The following is a 21,297-nucleotide window of genomic DNA, read 5'->3' as shown; positions in this document are numbered from 1 at the left end:
TATTTAACCTTTATTCTTACTAAAGTTTGCTTACCAATTTGTAATGCCCGTGTTTTGGAGTGTAAACCTCTCCGTGCAGTTTGAGCTTGGAAAGAATCTCTTTGGCCTTCGTCCTATCGATTCCCTCCTTCTCTGCCTCCTCCAGAATTAGCTCCTCCGGAACACCCCTTTCGTGCTCCTCCTCAAGCTGCTCGATGATTTTCTTCAGTATCATGATTCTGTCCCTCTGCGTTTTCGAGGTGCCCGAGTAGGCCAGGTCTATGTCCATCTCCCCCGTTTCGGGGTCAACCGCAATCTCCCTGAGACTCCTCATCATGATTTCGATAACCCTGTCCACGTCCTCCGGCTCCACCCTGTCGCTGAGCCTGACTCTCGCAGAGGCTTCTGCAAGCCTGACGATGCTTTCAAGCTGTCTTGCGGTTATGGGAACGGGGGAGTTCTCCTTAACTCTCGACCTGAGTGACAAGTAGAACTCCTTGATTTTTTCCTTAGCCTCATCTGTCAAAACGGGATAGACGGTTTTTCTTGCATATGCTATGTACTTCCTTAGGAGGTCGGGGTCAATTTCCGGAACTATCCTCTCCGACCTCTGCCTTATGAACTCCTCGTCGTACTCTGCGGCAACGTTCTTGGCCTTTTCCGTCATCTCTCCAAGCTGGTGAGAGTAGAGAATGTGTTCAACGAGCCTCTTGTCCTTCTCCTCATCCGGCTCGTCCTTCAGAACGAAAATCAGGTCGAACCTTGAAAGGAGGGTGGGGGACATCTCAATTTGCTCAGGAACGGGAGTGAATTTCTCGAATCTGCCGTACTTCGGATTTGCCGCACCGAGCAACGCGCATCTGGCCTTTAAGATGGCGTTTATTCCCGCTTTGGCAACGCTGATGGTTTGCTGCTCAAGTGCTTCGTGCAATGCCGAGGTGTCTTCCTTACGCATTTTGTCAATCTCATCAACCAACGCAATGCCCTTATCCGCAAGAACGAGGGCTCCGGCTTCAAGAGTCCACCTGCCATCCACCTCATCTCTGACTGCGGTGGCAGTGAGGCCTGCAGTTGTTGTCCCCTTTCCGGTTGTGTAAACGCTCCGCGGAGCTATTCTGTGGACGTACTTCAAAAGCTGCGATTTGGCAACGCCCGGATCGCCCACAAGAAGGATGTGAATGTCCCCCCTTATTTCAGTGCCGTCGGGCAGCTTCTTGGGCACGCCGCCGAAAAGCTGAAGGGCAATGGCAAGCTTCACGTCCTCATGACCGTATATTGAGGGGGCTATCGACTTTACTATCTTCTCGTAGATGTCGTCGCTTGCGGCAAGCTGCATTATCAGTTCCCTGTCCTTCTCGGTAATCTCGAACTCCTCGTACTCCTGCTGGAGAACCTCAACGGAGTTCCCTTCGATGTAAAGGTCCATATGCGTCATTTTCCTCTGCCCAAGCCCTCTCGGCTTCGCCCTCACGATCCCGTTTATTATCACCCTGTCCCCCGGATTCACGGAGCCTGCCAAATCACCTTCAAGTATGACGTCTATCGTCTGCGGCTGCTCCCCACCCCTGAGATTTTCGGGGTACTCCTGAATCTTCACCCTTTGACTGTCAACGGAGATGCTGCTGTCCGGGAGAAAAATCATCTTCTTCGTGCTGCACTTGCTGCACTCAAAGGGCTGTCTGAGCTGGCTGTCCTCCTGAGGAACCATGGTTATGCTTCCGCAGTTCAGGCAGGCAAAGGCGGCTTCAACAATTCTCGGCCTGACTTCAGTAACCTTCCTGACAATCCCCTCTATCGCCATGAATTTTCCGATATGCTCCGCCCTGAGGTTCCTTATCAGAACCTTCCTTGCTGTTGGGAGTGAGTAGAATCGGGCTTGCAGCCCTCCAGAGAAACGCCGTAAATGTTGGTGGCGTTCGCCAGACCCCTTTCAGCGTGAACGAGCACCTCATCGGGCTTTTCAATCAACTCTTCTCCGAGCTTGCCCTCCTGAAAAATGGAGAGGTCTCTAACAAAGTTCACATAGAGTGACCTACCGTCCCCGCCCGATTTCAGCTTGTAGGCGAGTTTGTTAATCTCCTCTCGATAGTACCTTTCAAAGAACTCCGTCCAAAGTGCCGGACTGCTTATACCCATTATAGAGAGATATCAAAAAATGCTTTAAAACTTGTTGCTGCACTGCGCTTGATGCGACTGGACGAGCTGAAGAGAAGTATCAGGCTCAGAGTTTTCAACAGCAGGGAGATTTACGATTACCTTAAAAAGCTTTTCGAGGATGAGGAAAAAATCACCCTCGAGTTCAACCCCAATCCCGAGCCCAGGCTGTCTCTTCCCGGAGTAAAGATAGATAACTCCGAGATTTACTTTCACGCCATCCCGAAGCAGAACGAGCTTGAAAGCTTCATAAAGGCAATTAAAATCGTTGCCGAGGGTGTGAAAGGAGGCTCTGGAATCAGGATTATAACCTTCGTCGCTCCTGTGTGTCCAAACTGCAGGGCAACGGTCGATTCTATCAACACCCTCGCCCGAAAGTATGCAATCGAGCACCACGTGGTTGATGCCACAATGTTTCACGACTTCGCAGAGAGACACGGAGTGATGAGTGTTCCCACGACGTTCATCGGAAAGATGAGGTTCGTAGGTGCGCTTACTCCCAGCAAGGCTGAAAAGTGGATTAGGGATGCGATGAATAGGGACTACAGGGACTACATTATTGAAAAACTCGCGAGCGGTGAAATTGAGGACGTCAAGGCCATCGTCGTCGAAGAAAAGCTTGGAGAGCTCCTTGGAGAGCTGATGGGACACGAGGAGTTCATCGTGAGGCTGGGGGCGATGGCGACTGCAGAGGCTCTTGAGGGCGAGAAGGAGGTCGTTGAGGGGGTTAAAAAGGCCGTGAGGAAGCTTCTCACACACGAAGATGCTAGGATAAGAGAGGATGCTGCAATGATGCTCGGAATGCTTGGCGGTGAGGAGGATGTGAAGGAGCTTGAAAACCTAATTTCCGAAGGAGGGAGAGTTGCCGATTCTGCTCGTGAGGCTGTGGAGGAGATAAGGAGGAGGGATAATGGCTGACATAGTTGTTGATGGCATTCGGGCGACTTACAACATCAGGGGTGAGAGCGCAGCGCTCCTTTGCCCTCCCCACCCGCTTATGGGCGGGAGCAGGTTTGACGTTAGGCTCGAGAGAATAGCTGCCGAGCTTACCAAGCGAAACGTCTCCGTCCTGAGGTTCGACTACCAGCGGCCATTCAGGAGCGGTATAGGTGAGGTGGAAGATGCAAAGAAGTGCGTTGCCTACCTTAAAGACAGACACGACAAGATTGCGGTTATAAGATACTCATTTGGAAGCGTGGTAGCGTCGAACGTTGCCGAGTACTGCGATGCCGCGGTTTACATCTCACCGCTTCCTGAAATAAACTCCATATACTTTAAAGATGCCGAAATTCCGAAGCTTTTCATAATAGCGACGCGTGATCAGTTCGTGTCTCTCGAGGAGTCTGTGAAGCTTTACGAGCAAGCTTCAAAGCCGAAGGAAGTTGTAAAGGTTGAAACGGACCACTTTTACTTCGGAAAGTTTGACTTCATCGCGAAAATTACGGCGGACTTCATTGAGAGGCAAAGCTTCTGAACTGGCCCTTGCTGATCTGCTCCTCTATCTTTCTTATGAATCTGTCGTGGGTTCGGAGGACGGGGATAATTGTCATGTCTCCTCTGAGGTCCTTTATCTTCTCAACGTACTCAGCAGTGTCGTCGTTCCCGTAGTAGACGATCCAGTTTCTGTATTCACCCACGGTGGTGAATGAGGTGTAGGTGATGAGCTCAACAATTACGAGCCTGTCGTCGAGAATTCCGTGAATCGTGTCGTACTCTATGAAGAATATTCTGCCGTTTGAGTAGTACAGCCTTTCAGCCTCCATGGCCACAACCTGCCTCGCAAACTCCGAAAGGGAGAATTCTTCAGGCTCGTCGAGAATTACTGGACCTATGTAGCTCACTTTGTCCATGCTAAGTGGGCGTTCAACCTGTTTAAATTTTCTCTGGTCAGGGAACTGTGCCGCTTATTATCACCACGAGCTTGCTCCAGAACCGATAGGGGCCTGTTTCAACGAACCTTATGTCCTCTAAACCAGCTTTCATGAACCAGTAAACGCACTGCTGAGTGGAGGGAAAGAGCATTATGCTTTCCGCAAATTTTCTGACTGCAAAATTGTCGGGCTTCCTGGGTGCGAGAATTACTACCTTCCCCCCGCTTTTGGTCACTCTTGCCATTTCCTCAATCCCCCTCTGCGGATTTGGCCAGTACTCTATGCTCCCTGCAGAGATGGCAGCGTCAAAGGAGTTGTCCTTGAAGGGGAGGTTTTCTGCGTCACCCAGAAAGTAGTTCACGCCACCCATTTTTGCTCTGGCCTTCATCATCTGCTCGGGTGTGATGTCGACCGCCACAACCCTCTCTTCTCCAATTCTTCTGACTATCTCCTCTGTCGTAAAACCCGTTCCGCATCCAACTTCGAGGACAAGAGACTCGGCATCAATGTCGGCCATGTCAACTACAGTCTTGCGCATCTTGTCTGAATAGAAAATTGGGTTGATGTAATCGTAAATTTTAGAAAAGTATCGGTAAAAAATCCTTGCCCTCTTTTTGTCCTCTAAAATTCCCATTTCACTCTACTTCACTCTTCCTTCTGCTTGAATATCTCTTCCAGCGGAACCTTTCCGTGCTTGACGACTACGGTGTTGATCTGGAGAATGTCCTTGGAGATAACTCTGCCCCTGACTCCCTTTCTCTTCCTAAGCCCCTTCTCCTTTGGCCTGAACCCTACACCGCCGCTGAGGAGCAGCCTTCTTCTTGCCGTTCCTGGCAGGTCGGGCCTCATCGGAAATCCGTCCCTGTCCGTTCCGCCGGTAATCTTCAGCTCGTAGTCGGGTGGGAGGTCAACGATTGTGCCGCTGATGACGTCGCCTATCTGTTTCCCTATGAGCCTGTTGGCGTTGGCCCCCTCAACGACTTTCTGGTATGCTCTCCCCGTCTTTGGATCCGAAATTACAACCCTGAACTCCATGCAGAAGTTGCTTGAGTCGAGGATTTATAAAACTATTGATGCTGCTTGGCCGTGGTGAGATAGACGCCGGCAATTGTAATTATTCCTCCGATGGCGGTGAAGAAATCGGGTTTCTCGTTGAGTGCATAGAAGGCGAATATTGCGGTGAAGAGTGGCACTAGATAAACGTAAACCGCCACACTGGTCGAATCGGCATTGGTTAAAGCGTAGTACCACACCACGTAAGCGAAAACCGAGCATAGAATGGAAAGGTAGAGCAATGCTGCCACCGTTTCTGGATTGAAGGTTACTGGGTTTGCAAAACCCGACATCAGGGCGAAGGGAATGAGAAAAATGGTTCCCAGCGCAAATGCGTAGGCCGTGAGGGTTTCGTGGTCGTACTTCAAAAGCATTTTAGAACCCAGAACGGTGTAAACGGCCCACAGGAAGCCGTCAACAATCATAAGAACATCACCGAATATGGTTTTGGAGCTGAAAAATTCCAGAGTGCCTTTAGAAACGATGAGAACCACTCCGGCGAAAGACAGAAAAACCCCTGCCAGCTTTCTTGGATTGGCCTCTCCCTTTACAAGTCCCCACAGGGCAACGAAAACAGCTGAGGTGTTTATTAGTATTGAGGCGTTTGTTGCCGTTGTGTACTTCAGAGCGAGAAACTGAAAGGCGTAGAGCAGAGTGACTCCCGACAGAGCGAGAACCGAGAGGTGAAGCCACTCTGAGCCGCTCGGCTTTGCAAGGCCTCTTTTCCAGAAAACCCAGGCCATCAAAAGCGGAGACGCCAAGAGGAATCGGTAAAATGCGAGATTAAAGGGATCGAGCTCCTTAAGCCCTATCTTTATGAATATAAACGAGCCCGCCCATATAAGCATTGTTAGGGCCAAAAGGAGATGCGTCTTTGAATTCATTAGCTCGTTTCTCCAAGTTTAAGGAAGAACTCGTGAATTCTCGTATCATCCGTCAGTTCGGGATGAAAGGCTAGGCCTAAAACGTTTTTTTGCCTTGCTGCAACGATGAGGTTCTCAAAGGTTGCAAGCACCTCCACGTCTTTCCCGACTTCAGTTATGGCCGGAGCTCTTATAAATACGGCATCGAACTTTCCAACGTACTTTACATCCAGAGGCACCTGAAAGCTTTCCCTCTGCCTTCCGAAGGCGTTTCTCTTAACCTTCGCGTCCAGCAGACCCAAAAGCTTCGTGTTCGTTTTTTCAACCTGCTCGTCGCCATATTTGGAAAGGAGTATCAAACCAGCACATGTACCCATAACCGGCTTTCCCTCTTCTGCAAGCTGCAAAATTTCGTCAGCAATGCCGTCGGAAAAAATGAGTTTGCTTATTGTCGTGCTCTCCCCACCAGGAAGAATAACGGCATCGCTTCTTGAAACAACACCTCTCCTTCTTGTAGCAACAACCTCTCCATCAATCCCAAGCCTTTTAAGGGCCCTTTTCGTCGCCAGGACGTGCTCCTCTACGTCTCCCTGAACGCCCACCACTGCAACTTTCATAACCCTCTCGTTTGCAGCCTCTCATCCTCGCTCAGCTTGAAAACATCAAGTCCCTTCATCGCCTCTCCCAGTCCTTTTGAAACTTCTGCCACAACCTCTGGCTCGTCGTAGTGCTGCACAGCCTCAACTATTGCCTTCGCATACTCTGGTGGATTGGAGGATTTGAATATGCCTGAGCCAACGAAAACACCGTCAGCTCCTAGCTGCATCATCAATGCGGCATCTGCTGGTGTAGCAACTCCTCCAGCGGCGAAGTTCACAACCGGCAGCCTTCCGAGTTCCCTGATCTCAAGGAGAATCTCGTAGATGCCGTCTATTATTTCTCCGAGGGTGTATTCCTCAAAGACAACATCGTTCCTCGAAACGCTCTCCAGCCCCATCTCCTCCCTAACTCTTGAGGCGAGCTCAGCGTACCTGGAAGCGTACTTCTCAGCAACACCGTAAATTCTCTCCTCGTTCATTTTCTGCAGCTCGAAGATTGCTCTGTTTATCAGCCTCATGTGCTTCACTGCTTCAACAACATTGCCAGTCCCCGCTTCTCCCTTCGTTCTAATCATCGCCGCTCCCTCCCAGATTCTCCTCACAGCCTCGCCTAAACTTCTGGCACCGCAGACGAAGGGCACGACGAACTTCCTTTTGTCGATGTGGAAGAAGACGTCTGCTGGTGTTAGCACTTCACTCTCGTCAATCATGTCAACTCCGAGAGCCTCCAAGGCTCTTGCCTCAGCTATGTGGCCGATTCTGCACTTAGCCATTACCGGAATGGTGACCGCATCTATTATCTCCTGAATTTTCTTCGGGTCGGCCATTCTCGCCACACCACCAGCAGCCCTTATGTCTGCCGGTACTTTGTGCAAGGCCATTACAGCAACCGCTCCCGCCTCCTCGGCTATCGCCGCCTGCTCGGCGTTGGTGACGTCCATTATCACTCCGCCCTTCTGCATCTTGGCGAATCCTCGCTTGATCAGCTCCGTGCCGAATTTAAGCTCTTCAAGGTTGATCTTCATCGTTATCCCTTCGCAATGGCTGAATATAAACTTTGGCTCCTCAGCTGTCTCGACACAAGATATTATAAACTATAAATCATTTTCACAAAATTTTTTAGTTTGCAAGCCTATCCTCATTATGGATTCGTTAGTATTGGAATTATCCCACTCAATTAAAAGAGTTGATGCTCATCCCTTGCAAAGGATTCTTTATGCTCAGGATTTGCTCAAAATACCCAGAATTATGGAGCGATTGTAAAACACCCAATCTGCGTTGTTCAGCCTGAAACCGATGAGGATGTAAAGGCTATCTTGAAAATCAGCAGGAAGCATAAGATTCCGGTCGTTCCCAGAGGTGCTGCAACCTCCGCCTATGGCGGGGCCGTGACGATAAAGCCTTGCATCGTCGTTGATTTTACCAGAATGAGAGATGTAGTTGTTGGTGATGAAAAGGCGGTTGCAGAAAGCGGTGCAGTTTGGCTGGAGGTGGAAAAGGAACTCAACAGGCACGGTTTGGCCTTGAGAGTTTATCCATCCAGCGCCCCAGCCGGAACCGTGGGCGGGTGGATAGCACAGGGCGGTTACGGGATAGGGAGTTTGAAGTACGGCGGGATTGGGGAGAACTTAGAGTGGATCGAGGTTGCCGACTTCAAGGATGTTAAGAGGGTTAGCGGGGAAGAGATGAAGAACTACGTCGGCCTTTTCGGCACGACGGGGCTTATACTGAAAGCATGCCTGAAGGTGAGGGAAAACACAAAAATAGAGAGCGTAGCGACTGAGGCGGAATTTGAGAAATCCATCGACTTGCTTGAAGGGGCCTACCACGGGGCGTTCATCAATCAAAAACTTGCAGGAATGCTTGGATTTGGCGATTCCGACCTTTTACTCCTGAGCTATGAGGGAGAGGCAGAGATGGAGGGGGACAGGGAGCTCGGGAGCAGGATGTGGGGCAACCGCTTCAACCTCTTCAAGGCTGGGAGGGAAAAGGAAGTCATATTTACCGAAGCTGTCCTACCGTATGAAACGGCATCCGATTTCTACTTAAAGGTTGATTTGCCGGTTGAAGCCGTCTTTACAAAGGACAATGTTGTGTTTCTCGGTCTTCTTCCCATCGATAACTACTACAAGGCTGCATTGAAGGCCATTAAGTTCATAAGAATTGCAGAAAGGCTTGGTGGAAGAGCCTACGCAACTGGAATGCTTTTCCCCCACAAAGGTTTTCTCGACTTTGCTAAGGATTTCAAAAAGGCCGTTGACCCTGAATCACTGCTCAATCCGGGAAAGGCTGTTGAGAGTAACAGCTTTTCCAGGCTGATAAGGCTCGTGGAGATGGTGCTATGAACATCAGAGAGATTGCAGCGAAGTGCAGCAAGTGCGGATACTGCACAACCTGCCCAACCTACAGGATAGAGGGATGGGAAACCGTATCTCCGAGGGGGAAGATTCAGCTAGCCCTAAAATATGTGGATGGGGAGATAGACGTTGACCAGAAAATCGTCAAGGACATTTTCAAGTGCTCGGTGTGCGGCTTGTGTCAGGAAGTCTGCCCGGTAGAGCTTCCCCTAATCGACTTCTGGGAGGAACTGAGAAGGACGCTCGTTCAAAAGGGACTGGCTCCGCTCTCTGTTCACAGAAAGCTCAGGGAGATTACCTTCAGAAACTACAACCCCTACAGTGGTGATCAGGAAAGGAGGGGGGACTGGGCAGACTTTGAGATAAAACCTGCTAAGACGCTGTATTTTGCGGGCTGCACCGCAAGCTTCAGATTGCAAAATCTTGCCAAGTCAACAGCCAGCGTTCTGGAAAAGCTCGGAATCGATTTTACAATTGCCGGTAAGAATGAGTACTGCTGCGGTTCCCCGTTCCTGCGAACAGGACAGAAAGACATTGTTGAAAGGCTGTTTGAGAAAAACTACGCATACTGGCAGAAGATGGGAATAGAGAGGATAATAACGTCCTGTCCCGGATGCTACAGAACGATATCACTGGACTACCCCAAAATTGCGGAGGAGAAAGGCTACGAGTTTGACATTGAGGTTGTCCACACCGTCTCAATACTCGATAAAATGGGGGAGTTTGAAAAAATAGATTTGAAGGCAACTTATCATGACCCCTGTCACCTAGGAAGGCATATGGGGATGTACGAGGAGCCGAGAAACGTTATAAAGAGGCTTGGCATCAACTTTGTGGAGATGGAGAGAAACAGAGAGCAGGCTCTTTGCTGCGGCGCTGGTGGGGGATTGAGGAGTCAGTTCCCTGAAATTTCCTTTGAAATCGGAAGGCAGAGAGTTCTGGAAGCGATGGAAACGGGGGCGGAATACCTCATTACCTGCTGTCCCTTCTGCGAGTATCACCTATCTAAATCTGCAGAAAAGCTTGGCAATAGAATCAAAGTCGTTGATTTAGTCGAAATCGCAGAAAAGCTAATCTCTCCCTGATTGAAACTCTTCTGCCGTCAAACCGAGCGTGAAAGAGCGCGTTCAGAAGGTCAAACTCGTCGGGTAAGTAGTTAATAGCCAAGCCAACCGCTCTGGCTGAGTGGGCATCGCTGCCCGCAATTTCTGGTTTGGAGAGCTTCTTAGCGTATCTTTTGGCGAGGAAGTTGAAGTAGCTCTTTGCGTTGAACGTCTCAATTCCGTCCACCATTTTAAAATCTTTCAGCCTTACACTCCCTTTTCTGATAAAATCGAATGGATGGGCAAGAAAACAAACACCTCCAAGCTCTCTCGCAATCTTGCAGGTCTCCTCAACGGACATTCTGGGCTCAATGTCCTTCGTTATACCGTAAACAAGCACGTGCCCCGTTGACGCCGTAACCTCGCAACCCGGAAGAACTTTCAGCGGTAAGTGCTCCTCCTTAACGATGTCTATGGCCTCAAGAGAGCCCTGAACGGTATCGTGGTCTGTAATCGCAATAACTTCGAGCTTTTTCTCCACTGCAGCCTCCAGTATTTTCCTCACACCGTCCCTTCCGTCGCTGAAGGACGAGTGAACGTGAAGCTCCGCTCTCAGCACAAAGGATGTCGTCGTCAGGTTTTTTTATTGTTTGCCCAAGAAACGTTATGGAAGTCGTCCCCATAGCCTACGACTCGATGGGAGTGAGAAGCATGGCAACCTTTGTTAAAACAGCAGACGTTTCTATTCTCATCGATCCCGGCGTCAGTCTCGCTCCCAAACGCTACCGTCTCCCTCCCCACAGAATTGAGATCGAGAGGATGAATCAGAAGTGGGAGGAAATCAAGGAAATGATGAAGAAGGCCGAAGTTGCCATCATAACCCACTACCACTACGACCACCACGACCCCAACGAGGTTGAAATTTTTTCTGGAAAAAAGCTCTTGCTGAAACATCCAACGGAAAAAATCAACAGGAGCCAGAAGGGAAGGGCCGCCTACTTCTTAGAGCAGCTTAAAAGTGTGGATGTTGAGATAGACTACTGCGATGGAAAAAGCTACGAATTCGGCAACACGGTTGTTGAGCTCTCAAAACCGGTTTTTCATGGCGCAGACAGCAGGCTTGGATTTGTTGTTGAGGTTTATGTTGAGGATGGGAAGAGCAGCTTCCTCTTTTCCTCAGATGTGGAGGGGCCGAACAATGAGGAGCAGCTTGCCTTCATGCTTGAGAAGTCTGCTGAGGTTGTTTTCATCGATGGGCCAATGACATACATGCTCGGCTACCGCTTCTCGCAGAAGTCCTTCGAGAGCAGCGTTGAGAACCTGAAGAGACTGATTGCTGAAGACGTCAAAACGCTAGTCCTCGACCATCATCTTACGAGAGACCTGAGGTGGAGGGAGAAGATGCAGGAGGTTTTCAAAGCAGGAGAGGAAGCTGGAGTGAAGGTTGAATCTGCAGCAGAGTTTGCTGGAGTCAAAGAGGAGCTTCTTGAGGCGAGAAGGGCCGAGCTTTACAAAATGGATAAAAATTAGGAGAAATACTTGCTAAGCTCTTCAATCCCGCTGTAATGCGGCTTCTCAACGCTTGGCGTGTAGTGGCAGTCCCAGCACTCTGGGTGGATGCCAACGTAGTCATGACACTGGTCGCAGAACTCCTCCTTGCTGTCGTGGCAGCTCCAGCAGGTGTTGGTTGAGGCGTGGTATTCCTCTCCAGTTGTGAAGCTATGGTAAATCCCCCCTCCCTCTGCTCCGTGCCTTATAGCCTGAGTTCTCCACTGCTGAAGCAAAAGCATGTGGTTTGCGGCCATCCAGTCCTTGTCCTCGACACAGTTTCCAGCAGGCTCCTTAAGCGTGGGGACGTGGCCAAGGGTTCCGGCCATCGCGTTGTACCAGTAGGGCGTGAAGAAGCCGATGAGAAAAACCAAAATCAGGGGAATCACATACTTCTTGTTGTACATTTCACTCACCCTCCTCTGGTTTTAAAGGCTCTCCTCTCAGGTCAAACTGCCTGTCCTCTGGCTTTTCACCGAATGCTGTCATGACGAGAGCGTTGCCAACCATCTCCATTGGACCCCCAACCTCAATGGGAATCTTCCAGTATTCGAGCGCGTGCGGGAACTGGGCCTTGTCGATAGCGCAGGGTGTAAGCAGGATGTTCACTCCGTACTTTCTGTAAACATGCCTGACGGCCATCATTCTCGGCATAACTCCACGCATTCTCAAATCCATGAGCTCGTCAGCCAGCATACCTCCACCAGCACCGCAGCAGTAGGTCTTGTCCTTGATTGTGTGCTCGGGCATGTCGTAAAAGTTGTTCATCACGTTCCTCAGCACGTATCTCGGCTCCTCGATGAGCCCCATACCTCTTGCAACGTTGCACGGGTCGTGGTAGGTTGCGATCCACTTGTCGTTTCTGCTTTTGTCAACGACAATCTTCTTGTGCTCTATCAGTGCGGCAACAAACTCAAGGATGTGAATCCATCCGTGCTCTCCAGAGGCGTAGCTGTCAAATCTCACTCCCCTAAGACCTTCGGCCAGATTTCCAAGGTCGGGGTCTTCCCAGAATCTCCTCCACTCCTCGTGCTTTGGTGGCAGGTTCATGGTGTTGATGAACTGGTGCTTGTCCCTCCACATGTGCCCGCACTCTCCACCGATGATGAAGCTCACTCCGAGCCTTTCAGCCTCTTTGTAAATCTTCGAGTTGAGGAGTTGCGCTGCTTCGTAGCTGTGGAAAGTTCCGAAGTTACCTCCCTCGCTGGCGTAGGTTGACCATGTGATGGTCAAACCGTACTTTTCCTCAAGCTCGTTGAAGAGCAGAAGGTATCCGAGCATGACATACCAGTGAGGCGTTGCAAAGTAGTCCGCTGATGGGGCAACAAAGAGGATGTCGGCTCCCTTCTTGTTTATGTAGGTGTGGAGGTCAAAGCCGGTGTAGTCTTTAAGCTCCTCCAGTCCCTGCTGTATTGCACCATACATTCCTCCAGGCAGCAGACCGAGGTGGTTGCCTGTTCTCGATGAAGCTTCAATGGATATGGTCATGAACCTCTGGTTGAGGCCAACTCTGCTGAGCATTCTTCTGAGCCACCACACTATCTCTGCTGTGTCAATGCCGTAGGGGCAGAAGAGGCTGCACCTTCTGCAGAGGGAGCACTGGTAGGCGTAGTAGTAAAGCTCTTTCAGCACATCTTCGTTGAGTTCCCTCGCTCCAGCCCACTCGCCGAAGAACTTTCCTGCAGGGGTGAAGTAGCGGCGATAAACTGACCTGATTAGCTCTGCTCTTGCAACAGGCATGTTCTTGGGGTCGCCTGTGCCAATGTAGTAGTGGCATTTATCTGCACAGGCCCCACACCTTACACAGATGTCCATGAACAGCTTGAACGACCTGTTCTTTTCCAGTGTATCCTTCATCGCCTCAAGGAAGATCTCCTTCCAGTTTTCCGGAAGCTTGAGGTCGTGAAAATCTCTCTCAACGTCACCGAATGGCATTTTGAACCATTCTGAATCAACCTGCTTGGGCAATGACAGGTAGCTTAGCCTTCCCTCCTCGAACTCCTTAACTGGTTTTAGCATCTCTCTCCAGCTTGGGAATTTTTGCTTTATCTCTATTCTTTCGGGCATCTCTTCCATTTATACCACCTCACAACTCCTCGGGAACAATCTTGTAGTCCGCCTCTTCAATCTCCTGCAGCTGATCAGTGTACATGCTGTAATAGGTATCCCAGTCGAGCTTCTTTGACTTGTAAACTCTTCCAGCAACGGTGATTCCCTTAGCAAGCAGCGGAACGTCTGCCGGGTCCCATGGGTTGACGTGCCTCCTTGCTCTGTTGTCGTTGGGCATGTTCCTCGTGGGTGAGAAGAAAACTCCGCCAGCGTGCATCAGCTTGCTGAAGGGGAAGTACGCAAGCAGGAAGCTTGCAAGGGCGAAGTGAACGTAGAATATTGGCTCTATTGTGTTTGCAACCTCAACGGCGTGGCCGATGTTGAAGGTCATCAGGCTCATGAGAAGCTCCTTAACCGCAAACAGGTCGGCCTTGACGAAGTACCTCATTACGTTGCCGCTGATTGTAATCGCAAGGAGAAGAATCAGGGCAAAGTGGTCGCTCGGAAGGCTGAGTGTCCTCTCTCTGGAAAGGAAAATTCTCCTTAGCCAGAGCAGGAAGAGGGCTGCAACAATCGCCAGTCCTGACATATAGACGGATGGAATGAAGACACCCTTGAAGGCCTCAATCTCGCTAAGAGTCTCAACAAAGCTTGGAACTGGGTCGAGGAAGAACCTTGAGTGCCTGATGAGGACGAGCAGCAATGAGTAGTGGAACAGTATTCCGAAGAGCCAGAGCCAGCGGGCATCCTTCTGCGAGACTCTGTCGAGGTAGTAGCGGGTGTTCTTCAGCAGGCTGCGGAAGAAGAATATCTCAAGGAGCATTCTTCCTGCAGTCTCCCACCATGTGTAGGGAGAGTCAAAGCGGTCGTAAATCGTTCTTTTGATGAAGGGGAAGGACTTCTGCTGCCCACCAGTCGTGGGGATCTTAAGAGGAACAGCACTGTTGGCCCAGTTAACGATTCTGTAAATCACTCCGATAACGAATATCGCTACGGCAATGTAGGGCACTATTACGCCGAAAATCACTCCGATCATTCTTCCACCACCTCCTCCACTGCCCTTTCGGGAATCAGTGCGAACAGCTTAACTCCAACCACGAAAATCAGGTAGACCATGGCAATCAGCCCTATTACCTGCAGCCACTCGAAGACTGATGGTGTATAGGAAACAATGTAACCTTCGAGGGTGTGCAGTGACTCAAGCTCGTATCCGGGCAAATATTCCTCAGGGAACACCTGTCCAGGGATGATCAGGTAGAAACGCTCTGCAAAGACCAGTGCAGCGTGCAGGATTCCGGCAAAGGTTATCCATCTGAGGTCGTATCCAGTCTTTGGGTTCAGGACAATTATTATCGGTATCGCTATGCCGAAGATTACCAGCAGCCAGAAGCTCCAGAATACGCCTGATGTGGGTGTCAGGAACACAAACTGAACCGCTTCATGCAGCGCTGGGATGTACCCCTTTTCAAGCCCCTCAACTGCAAGGAAGTAGCCAAGAACCATCATCAGCCCGGCGAAAATCAGAGCCAACCCTCTGATCAGCTTTGGATCAAGCTCCCTCTTGGTAAAGCGGAAGGTGAAGTAGAGGTTCGCAAGGAGCAATCCCAAACCTGAGGTGATAGCACACACGATGAACATTGGTGGCGTTAGAGCTGAGTGGTAAAGTTCTTTTGAATAAACAAAGCTGTAGATGGCTCCGGTACCGCTGTGAACGAGGACAGCCCAGAAAACTGCCAATCCGGCCATGAACCTTGTTGCCTTTTCCATCTCCTCAAACTGCACAAGCAGGTAAATGGAACAGATGACAAAGTAGCTTGAATACAAAAACGCGTTCCACGAGAAGATCGACGTCGGGTTGAAGTACCTCACAGCGTTCATGAAGTGGTAGAGCTTTCCTATGTCGAGAGCAATGCTGAGAATTGCTGCGATAATCCACGCAGCTGCCATATATGCGGCAATTCTGCTGAAAACCTTGTACTTCTTTATGTTGAACACTCCGGCGAGAGCCGAGACTATGAGCGAGCCCGCACTTAAACCGATGAAGTAGGGGATTCCAGCGTTGACAATGCCCCAAGGCACACGGTTGCTCAGCCCGTTAAGGCCCATTTTGTGGTCGAGAACGTAAGCGTAAAAGCCCAAGGCTGTAACTGCTGCCAGTATTATCACGAGAGCGAAGTACTGGATTGAGTCACCCTCAATTTTCTTAAACTCCACCGCCATTTACTCACCCCCCAGCTTGGCGTAGAAAACGTGCGGATCTGTGCCAAGATTTGCCCTGAGCTGAACGACGATATTTTCCCTGAGAATCTTTGAAATCTCGCTGTTTGGATCTTTAATATTTCCAAACACCAGCGCTCCTTTCCCGTACTTGTGGCAGGCCTCAACGCATGCCGGAATCGGCTCCTCACCCTTCTTCACAGCCTCATCAATCCTGTGGACGCAGAAAGTACACTTCTCCACCACACCTTCTGTTCTCATCTGGACGTTCGGATTTACCTCCTTCAGCCCCTCTCTTGGATCAATGAAGTTGAAGCATCTCGCCCCGTAGGGACAGGCAATCATGCAGTATCTGCAGCCGATGCAACGGTGCATGTCTATCTCAACAATGCCATCGGGTCTCTTGAAGCTCGCCTTTGTAAGGCAGACCTGAACACATGGTGGGTGCTCGCAGTGGTTGCAGAGCAGAGGGATGTAGTACTCTTTAGGATTCACTTCAGGCTTATCGAGCTTCAGTTTCGCTATCCTCATCCACTGAGGGTCAAATCTCTCTTCCTCAAACTCTGGAACGTTGTTTTCTTTGTCGCATGCAACAACGCACGGTGGCTTTATCTTCTCGTCGCCAGTTTTTGCGATAAGCTCCTCCATGCACTGCGTGCACCTTTCAACGTCAACGGCCATGGCCCATCTTCTCTTCTCTCTGACCTCCTCAGGAGATTCGATGAACTGTGTTTTTGCTGAGATTTGCGGAGTTAAAATAGCTCCCGCTGCTGCTGCTCCCGTTAGCAACAGAAATTTTCTTCTCGACATCATGTTTATTCCTCCGATTACGGCTTTTCTGTAAACTTCAAATTCTCTGTCTGCTGTATATTTAGCTTATATTAACCTTTTGCTTTTTTATTCGATTCTGAGCCGTCTGCGGACTTAGGAGAGCCAAAATATATCGAAAAATGATGATTTTTGACCTCATAATAATGGTTATTATAAGATTTTGGCTTATGTATAGAGGAAAACTTTAAATATAATGGGGGATAAGTATAATCTGGTGATGAGTATGGAGATAAGACCTGTAATTGAGATTAAAGATTTAATTGTCCTCTCTGTAGGAGCATTAGCTTTGCTGCTACTCCAGCTTCAGATGACTTAATTTTTCGGTATTCCTGCTTTTAAACCAAATTGGTTGGTATAAAAGAAAAAATTAAGGGTTCATCTCGTAGGCATCTGCATAGGAGTAAACTTTCTTCACAACCCTCTCGAAGCGCTCCTTGTCTGGAACAGGTCTCTTTATCATCTTCTTTGCGTACTCAATCTGCTTGTCCGTAGCTGAGGGCTTTGCCATCAGCTCAACCGCAAACTTTGAGAAGTCCCTGATCATGAAGTCGAAAATCTCTTCCAGCAAATCTTTGTCGACATCGTAGATTTTAGCTGCCTCAAGAATCAGGTGGCCGTAGACGAGGAGGGCGAACATCTCGCCCCACGTTACCATGAAGTCGAAGTCCCTCATCTGCTCTGGTGAGGGAGGAGCAGCCATGCACATCTCCTTGAAGGTGGCAATCTGCTCTTTGAAGACGTTGATGTTGGGGAAGTCGAAGCTGTCGTAGACCTTTTGATAGTCGTGGAATCTAACCTGACTCAGCCCTCCAGAGGGGCCCTGGTTGAACAGAAACTCATCGTGCTTCGGAACATCCATCTTCGGCACTTCTGGGAATTCTGCTGGCTCGAAGAGGTACTTCGGAAGGAATTTCAGTATCAGAGCCATGTTCACGTGAACAGTCCCCTCAAGCTTGGGCAATGCTCGGATGTGCCTTGCCGCCATCTCGAAGTAGGTGTCCTTCTCGAATCCTTTGGCTGCTATAACGTCCCAGAGCAGGTTGATTACCTCCTCGCCCTCCCTCGTCACCTTCGACTTCACCATGGCGCTGTAGAGCAGGTATCTCCTGTCCTCCCTCGAAGCAACTCTCATGTAGTCGCAGGCTCTTCTTGCAAAGAGCTTCATAGCCATGAGCCTTGCATAGGCGTCAACGAACAGCCTTTTGATGTGCGGGAAGTCTGTTACGTACATTCCGTAGAGTCTCCTCTTTGAGGCGTGGTTTATAGCCTCGTAGAAGGCGTGGGTGCAGATTCCGATTGAGGCCCAGCCGAGGTTGAACTTTCCAACGTTTACGGTGTTCAAAGCAGCGTCCCAAGCCTCCTCTCCCTTCTCAAGTATGTCGTCCTCAGTTACGGGATAATCGTGAATGAGGAAATCTCCGACAAACATCTGCGCATCCACGATGTTCTTTATAAGCTCGTAGTATTTCTCATCCCTTCTGAGTGCGAAGAAGGCAAACCTGCTCTTGTCGGGCTTGTCAGGCAAACTGCCGTCTGGGTCGGCGATCCTCGCAAAGGTTGAGATTATCGCAGCGACGTTGGAGTTGCCAATGTAGTACTTCCTTCCGTAGGCCTTGTAGGTGCCATCAGGCTGAGGGACGAGCTTGGTTTCGGTAGCATAAATATCAGCCCCGTGCTCCCTTTCAGACAAACCGAACGCAAAGACTGCACCGTTCTTGAGAAGCTCGGCAACCTCCTTCTTTATCTTCTCGTTCTTGCTCATCCAGATTGGCCCGAGGCCGAGAACCGTAACCTGCCACGTGTACCAGTAGTCGAGGCTGTAGAAGGCCAGGAGCTCGCTGAAGTCGCAGATTCTCCATGTGTCCCACCTCACGTTGGGGTCGCCGTCTGCGTATTCCGGCGGGGTCATGAGGGTGTAGAAGATTTTGTTCTCCTTTATGAACTCCAGAAAGTCAGCATACCACTCCCTCTTGCTCGCCTTCTCCTTCAGCTTGGCCTTTCCCATGTTCTCGAAAAACTCGATGGTTTTCAGCATTATTTCTCTGCTCTTCTCATCCAGATGGTCTCCGTTATACTTCTTCGGGTTCAGCAAGTCCATAGCACAGGTTCTAGATTTGGTATATAACCTTTACTTAATGTTGTCAAAACAAATTTTATCTTTAAAATTTTAAGAATCAGATATAGCCACATAGTTCTACTGCAGTGGCAATGTTGGAGAATGAAATTGCAAGTTGATGGAAGTTCAAAGTTATGCGAATATTCCAGAATTCGAATTGGAAAATTCGTTCGTGAGAGTTAGCTGAAGAATGAATCCAGGCTCATCTGCGATGAACCCTTCAAGGAGGCTTCGGTGTAGCCGAACCTTTCAAGTATTCTCAGAACCGACGGGATGATCTGGTTGTCAATGTAGTAGTCCTTGTCAAGCTTCTTTATCTCTATTCCGCTCTTCGTTTTTATCCTCAGATTTTCCCCGTCGAAGTCCTCAATCAGGTCTATGGGGTAGGCTCTGTCCCCTATGTTCCCGGAGCCCTTGACTATCACATAGCCAATCTTTGACGAGACAGGATAAATGATTCCCATTTCTCTTGCCTTTAGAGCGGCCTTAACGTGGGCCTGCATGGACTCGTACTTTGACGGCTTCTTCGTTAGACCTTTGTAAATCACCACCTCTTCTAAAGACACTTTTCCCTCTTTGATTCTCAAAATAACGTCTTTAACCAGAGACAAAGCCTTTTCGGGGTTCTTTTCTTTGAGTATAACCTCAATAACTTCCCTCTGCACCTTCTTGGCCAGCTCGCACCAGTCTCCCCTTCTTACCTCAAGCCCCTTCACCACCAGCCTTCCATCTTCAGTAAGCCCCGCATAGCGCTTCTTTTCAACGAAGAATATGGCTGAGTAATACTCATCCACCTCAATCTGTATCGGCAGCTCCTCGTGGAGCTTATCTATCAACCTATCCACGTCCTCTTTGGTCATTCCTGCCTTGGTGACGAAAATGCTGTCCGTATCCCCATAAAGAACTTTGAATCCCATGCTTTCTGCTATTTTTGCCGAGGTCCTGATGAAGTGTCTTCCCCAAGCTGTTGTTGCCTCAGCGCAGGGATGGCAGTACCACCTTGCGAGGTTCCAGCCCATGTAGCCGTAGAACGAGTTGGTGAGAACCTTCAGAGTTTGTTGCTTTATGTCGAGAAGTTTGTACTCAGAACTTTCAGGACTGAGGTTTTTAAGCTCAACTTTGAGCTCTCTCCTCTTCTCTATGAGCATTCTAAGAATTCTCTTGAAAAATCCGTCAGGTGACTTGCGGAACTTATGCCCAACCTCGGGGGCTTCGTAGCAGTCATCTCTGCAGCCGTATGTGTCTGGGCTGATGTTGAAGGCTATCATTATGGAAGGATACATGCTTGCAAAGTCTAAGCAGGCGACGTTCTCATGAAGCCCCCTCTCGGGCTCAAGGACGAAAGCACCCTCATAACTCTCCGCGTGTTCAGGTGGGTTTGGAGCTATTTCCCCAATCTTCTTTGCCTCGCTGAGCAGCAGCCAGTCTACCTGCTTTCCCCTTCCCATCCTCGTTACGTCATCCACTGGCAGACGTATCATTTTCGAAAGCTCGTAGTGCATCGGTAATAGCTCTTTGGCGATGAGATAGGTGTTTATAGCGTCCTGTCTGGCGTAGTTGAGCACCTTCTCCTTTTCCCCTCTGCTCCAGTAGCGGTAAATGTCCTTCGCCTCAATGTCGGCAATCTCTATTTTCGTGCCGAGAAACTCCGCAACGTTCTCGAGCTTTTTTATTTTGATGTCCGAGATTCTCATGGCGATGTCGTAAAGGTCAACGTTCAGCCTTCCAGTTATCTTTGGCCTTCCCCCCCTGAAAACGACGTTTGAACCGTCCCTTCCAACGTCAAGCGGGATGTTCCATCTCTCCGCCCTCTTCCTCAAATAGGGCCAGTCGAAGGCATCCTGATTGTATCCGACGATTATGTCGGGATCGTAGCTCTTTATAAGCTTGACAAAATCCGAGATGATTTTTCTCTCATCTCCGGTGAGGATTATCTCATCATCGTCGTTGGTTTTTACCGATATGACTATGATTGGGTCCTTCTCCGGCTCGGGCATACCAAATGAAGATAGCATTTCACAATCGAAAACGAGCATTTTAAGCTCTGGAAACTCCATTCTCGGAATTCTCTCCACTTTCTCAATTTTGTAGCTCCTGATAACCCCTCCCTGCTTTTCCCCCTCGATCGCTATGCCGTCCATGCAAGCCAAGTCTTTGTCAATTAGGTAGCGGTACGCGAAAGGAATATCTGCTTCCCTAACATCGCCGAATTGAGACAGGTAGTCCCTCAATTTGGGAACATGCTGAGGGTGGTGAGCGTAAACGATGTATCCCTCAACTTCCCTTCCTAGAGTCTTCAGCTGAGCTTTTTCGAAGGACTTTAATTTAATAACCTCTCTTCTCGTAGAAGTTGCAGCGTTTTTCAGAATATCCTCATCAACGCCGATAACGTAGAAGTACGGGTCGAAGTTGTAGTCGTATGCGACGAAAATCCCCTGATCATCCTTGCACCACAGCCTTACTACGGCCTTACCACCGATTGTCTCGTAATCTGCATCGATGAGCCAGCCCTCAACTCTTTCCATTGAACCAATTATGCTTAAAAGGATTTAAAGTTTGGTGTGATTGGCTGTATCTTCTTCGCAACTAAAATTAAGATAATGTGATCTTGCAGTCC

The 21,297-nt window shown here is 49.4% G+C and carries 21 protein-coding genes; 5 read left to right on the top strand and 16 right to left on the bottom strand.

The genetic code is table 11. From position 1 onward, the window contains the following. Positions 1-19: 19 nt before the first annotated feature. Both AF_RS02630 and AF_RS13275 read right to left on the bottom strand, forming a co-directional pair. Positions 20-1,780, bottom strand: coding sequence for a minichromosome maintenance protein MCM (locus AF_RS02630; RefSeq protein WP_010878024.1), 1,761 nt, complete (start codon positions 1,778-1,780; stop codon positions 20-22). Positions 1,781-1,815: 35 nt separating this feature from the next. Continuing rightward, positions 1,816-2,115, bottom strand: a complete 300-nt coding sequence (locus AF_RS13275; protein ID WP_010878023.1) for a hypothetical protein — start codon at positions 2,113-2,115, stop codon at positions 1,816-1,818. A gap of 51 nt (positions 2,116-2,166) precedes the next feature. Between AF_RS13275 and AF_RS02620 the strand changes: the two genes are divergently transcribed. Next, positions 2,167-3,051: a thioredoxin family protein gene (locus AF_RS02620; protein WP_010878022.1), complete on the top strand. Its 885-nt coding sequence runs from the start codon at positions 2,167-2,169 to the stop codon at positions 3,049-3,051. Then, complete coding sequence (locus tag AF_RS02615; RefSeq protein ID WP_010878021.1) at positions 3,044-3,607, top strand: alpha/beta hydrolase; 564 nt, start codon at positions 3,044-3,046, stop codon at positions 3,605-3,607. Before AF_RS02620 ends, AF_RS02615 begins: the two co-directional genes overlap by 8 nt. On the opposite strand, the gene AF_RS02610 is transcribed toward AF_RS02615, so the two are convergent. Genes AF_RS02610 through pdxS form a run of 6 tightly spaced genes read right to left on the bottom strand, consistent with a single transcriptional unit; the run spans position 3,585 to position 7,544 of the window. Then, on the bottom strand, positions 3,585-3,983 hold the full coding sequence (locus AF_RS02610; RefSeq protein WP_010878020.1) for a hypothetical protein: 399 nt from the start codon (positions 3,981-3,983) through the stop codon (positions 3,585-3,587). The genes AF_RS02615 and AF_RS02610 overlap by 23 nt on opposite strands. Positions 3,984-4,020: 37 nt before the next feature. Then, a complete protein-coding gene (locus AF_RS02605; RefSeq protein ID WP_010878019.1) occupies positions 4,021-4,638 on the bottom strand; it encodes a methyltransferase domain-containing protein in 618 nt (205 codons plus the stop codon). Between the two features lie 11 nt (positions 4,639-4,649). Continuing rightward, positions 4,650-5,039 carry a 30S ribosomal protein S6e gene (locus tag AF_RS02600; protein WP_010878018.1) on the bottom strand — a complete coding sequence of 130 codons (390 nt, stop codon included), beginning with the start codon at positions 5,037-5,039 and terminating at the stop codon, positions 4,650-4,652. Between the two features lie 32 nt (positions 5,040-5,071). Continuing rightward, positions 5,072-5,941, bottom strand: a complete 870-nt coding sequence (locus tag AF_RS02595) for a DMT family transporter (protein WP_010878017.1) — start codon at positions 5,939-5,941, stop codon at positions 5,072-5,074. Then, a complete protein-coding gene (pdxT, locus tag AF_RS02590; protein ID WP_010878016.1) occupies positions 5,941-6,537 on the bottom strand; it encodes a pyridoxal 5'-phosphate synthase glutaminase subunit PdxT in 597 nt (198 codons plus the stop codon). Before pdxT ends, AF_RS02595 begins: the two co-directional genes overlap by 1 nt. After that, positions 6,534-7,544, bottom strand: a complete 1,011-nt coding sequence (gene pdxS, locus AF_RS02585; RefSeq protein ID WP_010878015.1) for a pyridoxal 5'-phosphate synthase lyase subunit PdxS — start codon at positions 7,542-7,544, stop codon at positions 6,534-6,536. The genes pdxT and pdxS overlap by 4 nt, the downstream gene beginning before the upstream one ends. Before the next feature lie 231 nt (positions 7,545-7,775). Here pdxS and AF_RS02580 point away from each other — a divergent pair, with 231 nt between their 5' ends. Next, positions 7,776-8,864, top strand: a complete 1,089-nt coding sequence (locus tag AF_RS02580; protein ID WP_081423248.1) for an FAD-binding oxidoreductase — start codon at positions 7,776-7,778, stop codon at positions 8,862-8,864. Further along, positions 8,861-9,961 (top strand): (Fe-S)-binding protein, encoded by a 1,101-nt coding sequence (locus tag AF_RS02575; protein ID WP_010878013.1) that lies wholly within the window; start codon positions 8,861-8,863, stop codon positions 9,959-9,961. The genes AF_RS02580 and AF_RS02575 overlap by 4 nt, the downstream gene beginning before the upstream one ends. On the opposite strand, the gene AF_RS02570 is transcribed toward AF_RS02575, so the two are convergent. Further along, on the bottom strand, positions 9,912-10,538 hold the full coding sequence (locus AF_RS02570) for a PHP domain-containing protein (RefSeq protein ID WP_010878012.1): 627 nt from the start codon (positions 10,536-10,538) through the stop codon (positions 9,912-9,914). The genes AF_RS02575 and AF_RS02570 overlap by 50 nt on opposite strands. 47 nt (positions 10,539-10,585) lie before the next feature. Between AF_RS02570 and AF_RS02565 the strand changes: the two genes are divergently transcribed. Next, positions 10,586-11,449, top strand: coding sequence for a hypothetical protein (locus tag AF_RS02565; RefSeq protein ID WP_048064248.1), 864 nt, complete (start codon positions 10,586-10,588; stop codon positions 11,447-11,449). Here the strand turns inward: AF_RS02565 and hmeE are convergent. The 7 genes from hmeE to AF_RS02530 form a co-directional block, all read right to left on the bottom strand. After that, positions 11,446-11,874, bottom strand: coding sequence for an Hdr-like menaquinol oxidoreductase cytochrome c subunit (gene hmeE, locus AF_RS02560; RefSeq protein ID WP_048064247.1), 429 nt, complete (start codon positions 11,872-11,874; stop codon positions 11,446-11,448). The two genes, AF_RS02565 and hmeE, sit on opposite strands and share 4 nt — an antisense overlap. Before the next feature lies 1 nt (position 11,875). Continuing rightward, positions 11,876-13,543, bottom strand: a complete 1,668-nt coding sequence (gene hmeD / locus AF_RS02555; RefSeq protein ID WP_010878009.1) for an Hdr-like menaquinol oxidoreductase iron-sulfur subunit HmeD — start codon at positions 13,541-13,543, stop codon at positions 11,876-11,878. Between the two features lie 10 nt (positions 13,544-13,553). Further along, entirely contained in the window at positions 13,554-14,552 is a 999-nt protein-coding gene (gene dsrM, locus AF_RS02550) for a sulfate reduction electron transfer complex DsrMKJOP subunit DsrM (protein WP_010878008.1), read from the bottom strand. Beyond that, the gene (gene hmeB, locus AF_RS02545; RefSeq protein ID WP_010878007.1) at positions 14,549-15,736 is read right to left on the bottom strand and encodes an Hdr-like menaquinol oxidoreductase integral membrane subunit HmeB; all 1,188 of its coding nucleotides are present in this window, start codon (positions 15,734-15,736) and stop codon (positions 14,549-14,551) included. The genes dsrM and hmeB overlap by 4 nt, the downstream gene beginning before the upstream one ends. Then, a complete protein-coding gene (gene hmeA / locus AF_RS02540; protein WP_010878006.1) occupies positions 15,737-16,546 on the bottom strand; it encodes an Hdr-like menaquinol oxidoreductase iron-sulfur subunit HmeA in 810 nt (269 codons plus the stop codon). 385 nt (positions 16,547-16,931) lie between these two features. Beyond that, on the bottom strand, positions 16,932-18,662 hold the full coding sequence (locus AF_RS02535) for an acyl-CoA dehydrogenase (RefSeq protein ID WP_010878005.1): 1,731 nt from the start codon (positions 18,660-18,662) through the stop codon (positions 16,932-16,934). A gap of 197 nt (positions 18,663-18,859) precedes the next feature. Beyond that, a complete protein-coding gene (locus AF_RS02530; RefSeq protein ID WP_010878004.1) occupies positions 18,860-21,205 on the bottom strand; it encodes a DNA-directed DNA polymerase in 2,346 nt (781 codons plus the stop codon). Between the last annotated feature and the right edge of the window lie 92 nt (positions 21,206-21,297).

Origin of the sequence: Archaeoglobus fulgidus DSM 4304, from assembly GCF_000008665.1 — an archaeon.
Classification (GTDB): Archaea; Halobacteriota; Archaeoglobi; order Archaeoglobales; family Archaeoglobaceae; genus Archaeoglobus; species Archaeoglobus fulgidus.
Note: the sequence above shows the minus strand (reverse complement) of the source record. Positions and strands in the feature narration are given on the sequence as shown.

Bases quoted from the DNA above. Each gene is read 5' to 3' on its own strand.
- pdxS (WP_010878015.1), bottom strand. From the start codon at position 7,544: ATGAAGATCAACCTTGAAGAGCTTAAATTCGGCACGGAGCTGATCAAG.
- pdxT (WP_010878016.1), bottom strand. From the start codon at position 6,537: ATGAAAGTTGCAGTGGTGGGCGTTCAGGGAGACGTAGAGGAGCACGTC.
- hmeB (WP_010878007.1), bottom strand. From the start codon at position 15,736: ATGGCGGTGGAGTTTAAGAAAATTGAGGGTGACTCAATCCAGTACTTC.
- dsrM (WP_010878008.1), bottom strand. From the start codon at position 14,552: ATGATCGGAGTGATTTTCGGCGTAATAGTGCCCTACATTGCCGTAGCG.
- AF_RS02595 (WP_010878017.1), bottom strand. From the start codon at position 5,941: ATGAATTCAAAGACGCATCTCCTTTTGGCCCTAACAATGCTTATATGG.
- AF_RS02530 (WP_010878004.1), bottom strand. From the start codon at position 21,205: ATGGAAAGAGTTGAGGGCTGGCTCATCGATGCAGATTACGAGACAATC.
- hmeE (WP_048064247.1), bottom strand. From the start codon at position 11,874: ATGTACAACAAGAAGTATGTGATTCCCCTGATTTTGGTTTTTCTCATC.
- AF_RS02565 (WP_048064248.1), top strand. From the start codon at position 10,586: ATGGAAGTCGTCCCCATAGCCTACGACTCGATGGGAGTGAGAAGCATG.
- AF_RS02535 (WP_010878005.1), bottom strand. From the start codon at position 18,662: ATGGACTTGCTGAACCCGAAGAAGTATAACGGAGACCATCTGGATGAG.
- hmeA (WP_010878006.1), bottom strand. From the start codon at position 16,546: ATGATGTCGAGAAGAAAATTTCTGTTGCTAACGGGAGCAGCAGCAGCG.
- AF_RS02615 (WP_010878021.1), top strand. From the start codon at position 3,044: ATGGCTGACATAGTTGTTGATGGCATTCGGGCGACTTACAACATCAGG.
- AF_RS02620 (WP_010878022.1), top strand. From the start codon at position 2,167: ATGCGACTGGACGAGCTGAAGAGAAGTATCAGGCTCAGAGTTTTCAAC.
- AF_RS02630 (WP_010878024.1), bottom strand. From the start codon at position 1,780: ATGGCGATAGAGGGGATTGTCAGGAAGGTTACTGAAGTCAGGCCGAGA.
- AF_RS02575 (WP_010878013.1), top strand. From the start codon at position 8,861: ATGAACATCAGAGAGATTGCAGCGAAGTGCAGCAAGTGCGGATACTGC.
- AF_RS13275 (WP_010878023.1), bottom strand. From the start codon at position 2,115: ATGGGTATAAGCAGTCCGGCACTTTGGACGGAGTTCTTTGAAAGGTAC.
- AF_RS02610 (WP_010878020.1), bottom strand. From the start codon at position 3,983: ATGGACAAAGTGAGCTACATAGGTCCAGTAATTCTCGACGAGCCTGAA.
- AF_RS02605 (WP_010878019.1), bottom strand. From the start codon at position 4,638: ATGGGAATTTTAGAGGACAAAAAGAGGGCAAGGATTTTTTACCGATAC.
- hmeD (WP_010878009.1), bottom strand. From the start codon at position 13,543: ATGGAAGAGATGCCCGAAAGAATAGAGATAAAGCAAAAATTCCCAAGC.
- AF_RS02600 (WP_010878018.1), bottom strand. From the start codon at position 5,039: ATGGAGTTCAGGGTTGTAATTTCGGATCCAAAGACGGGGAGAGCATAC.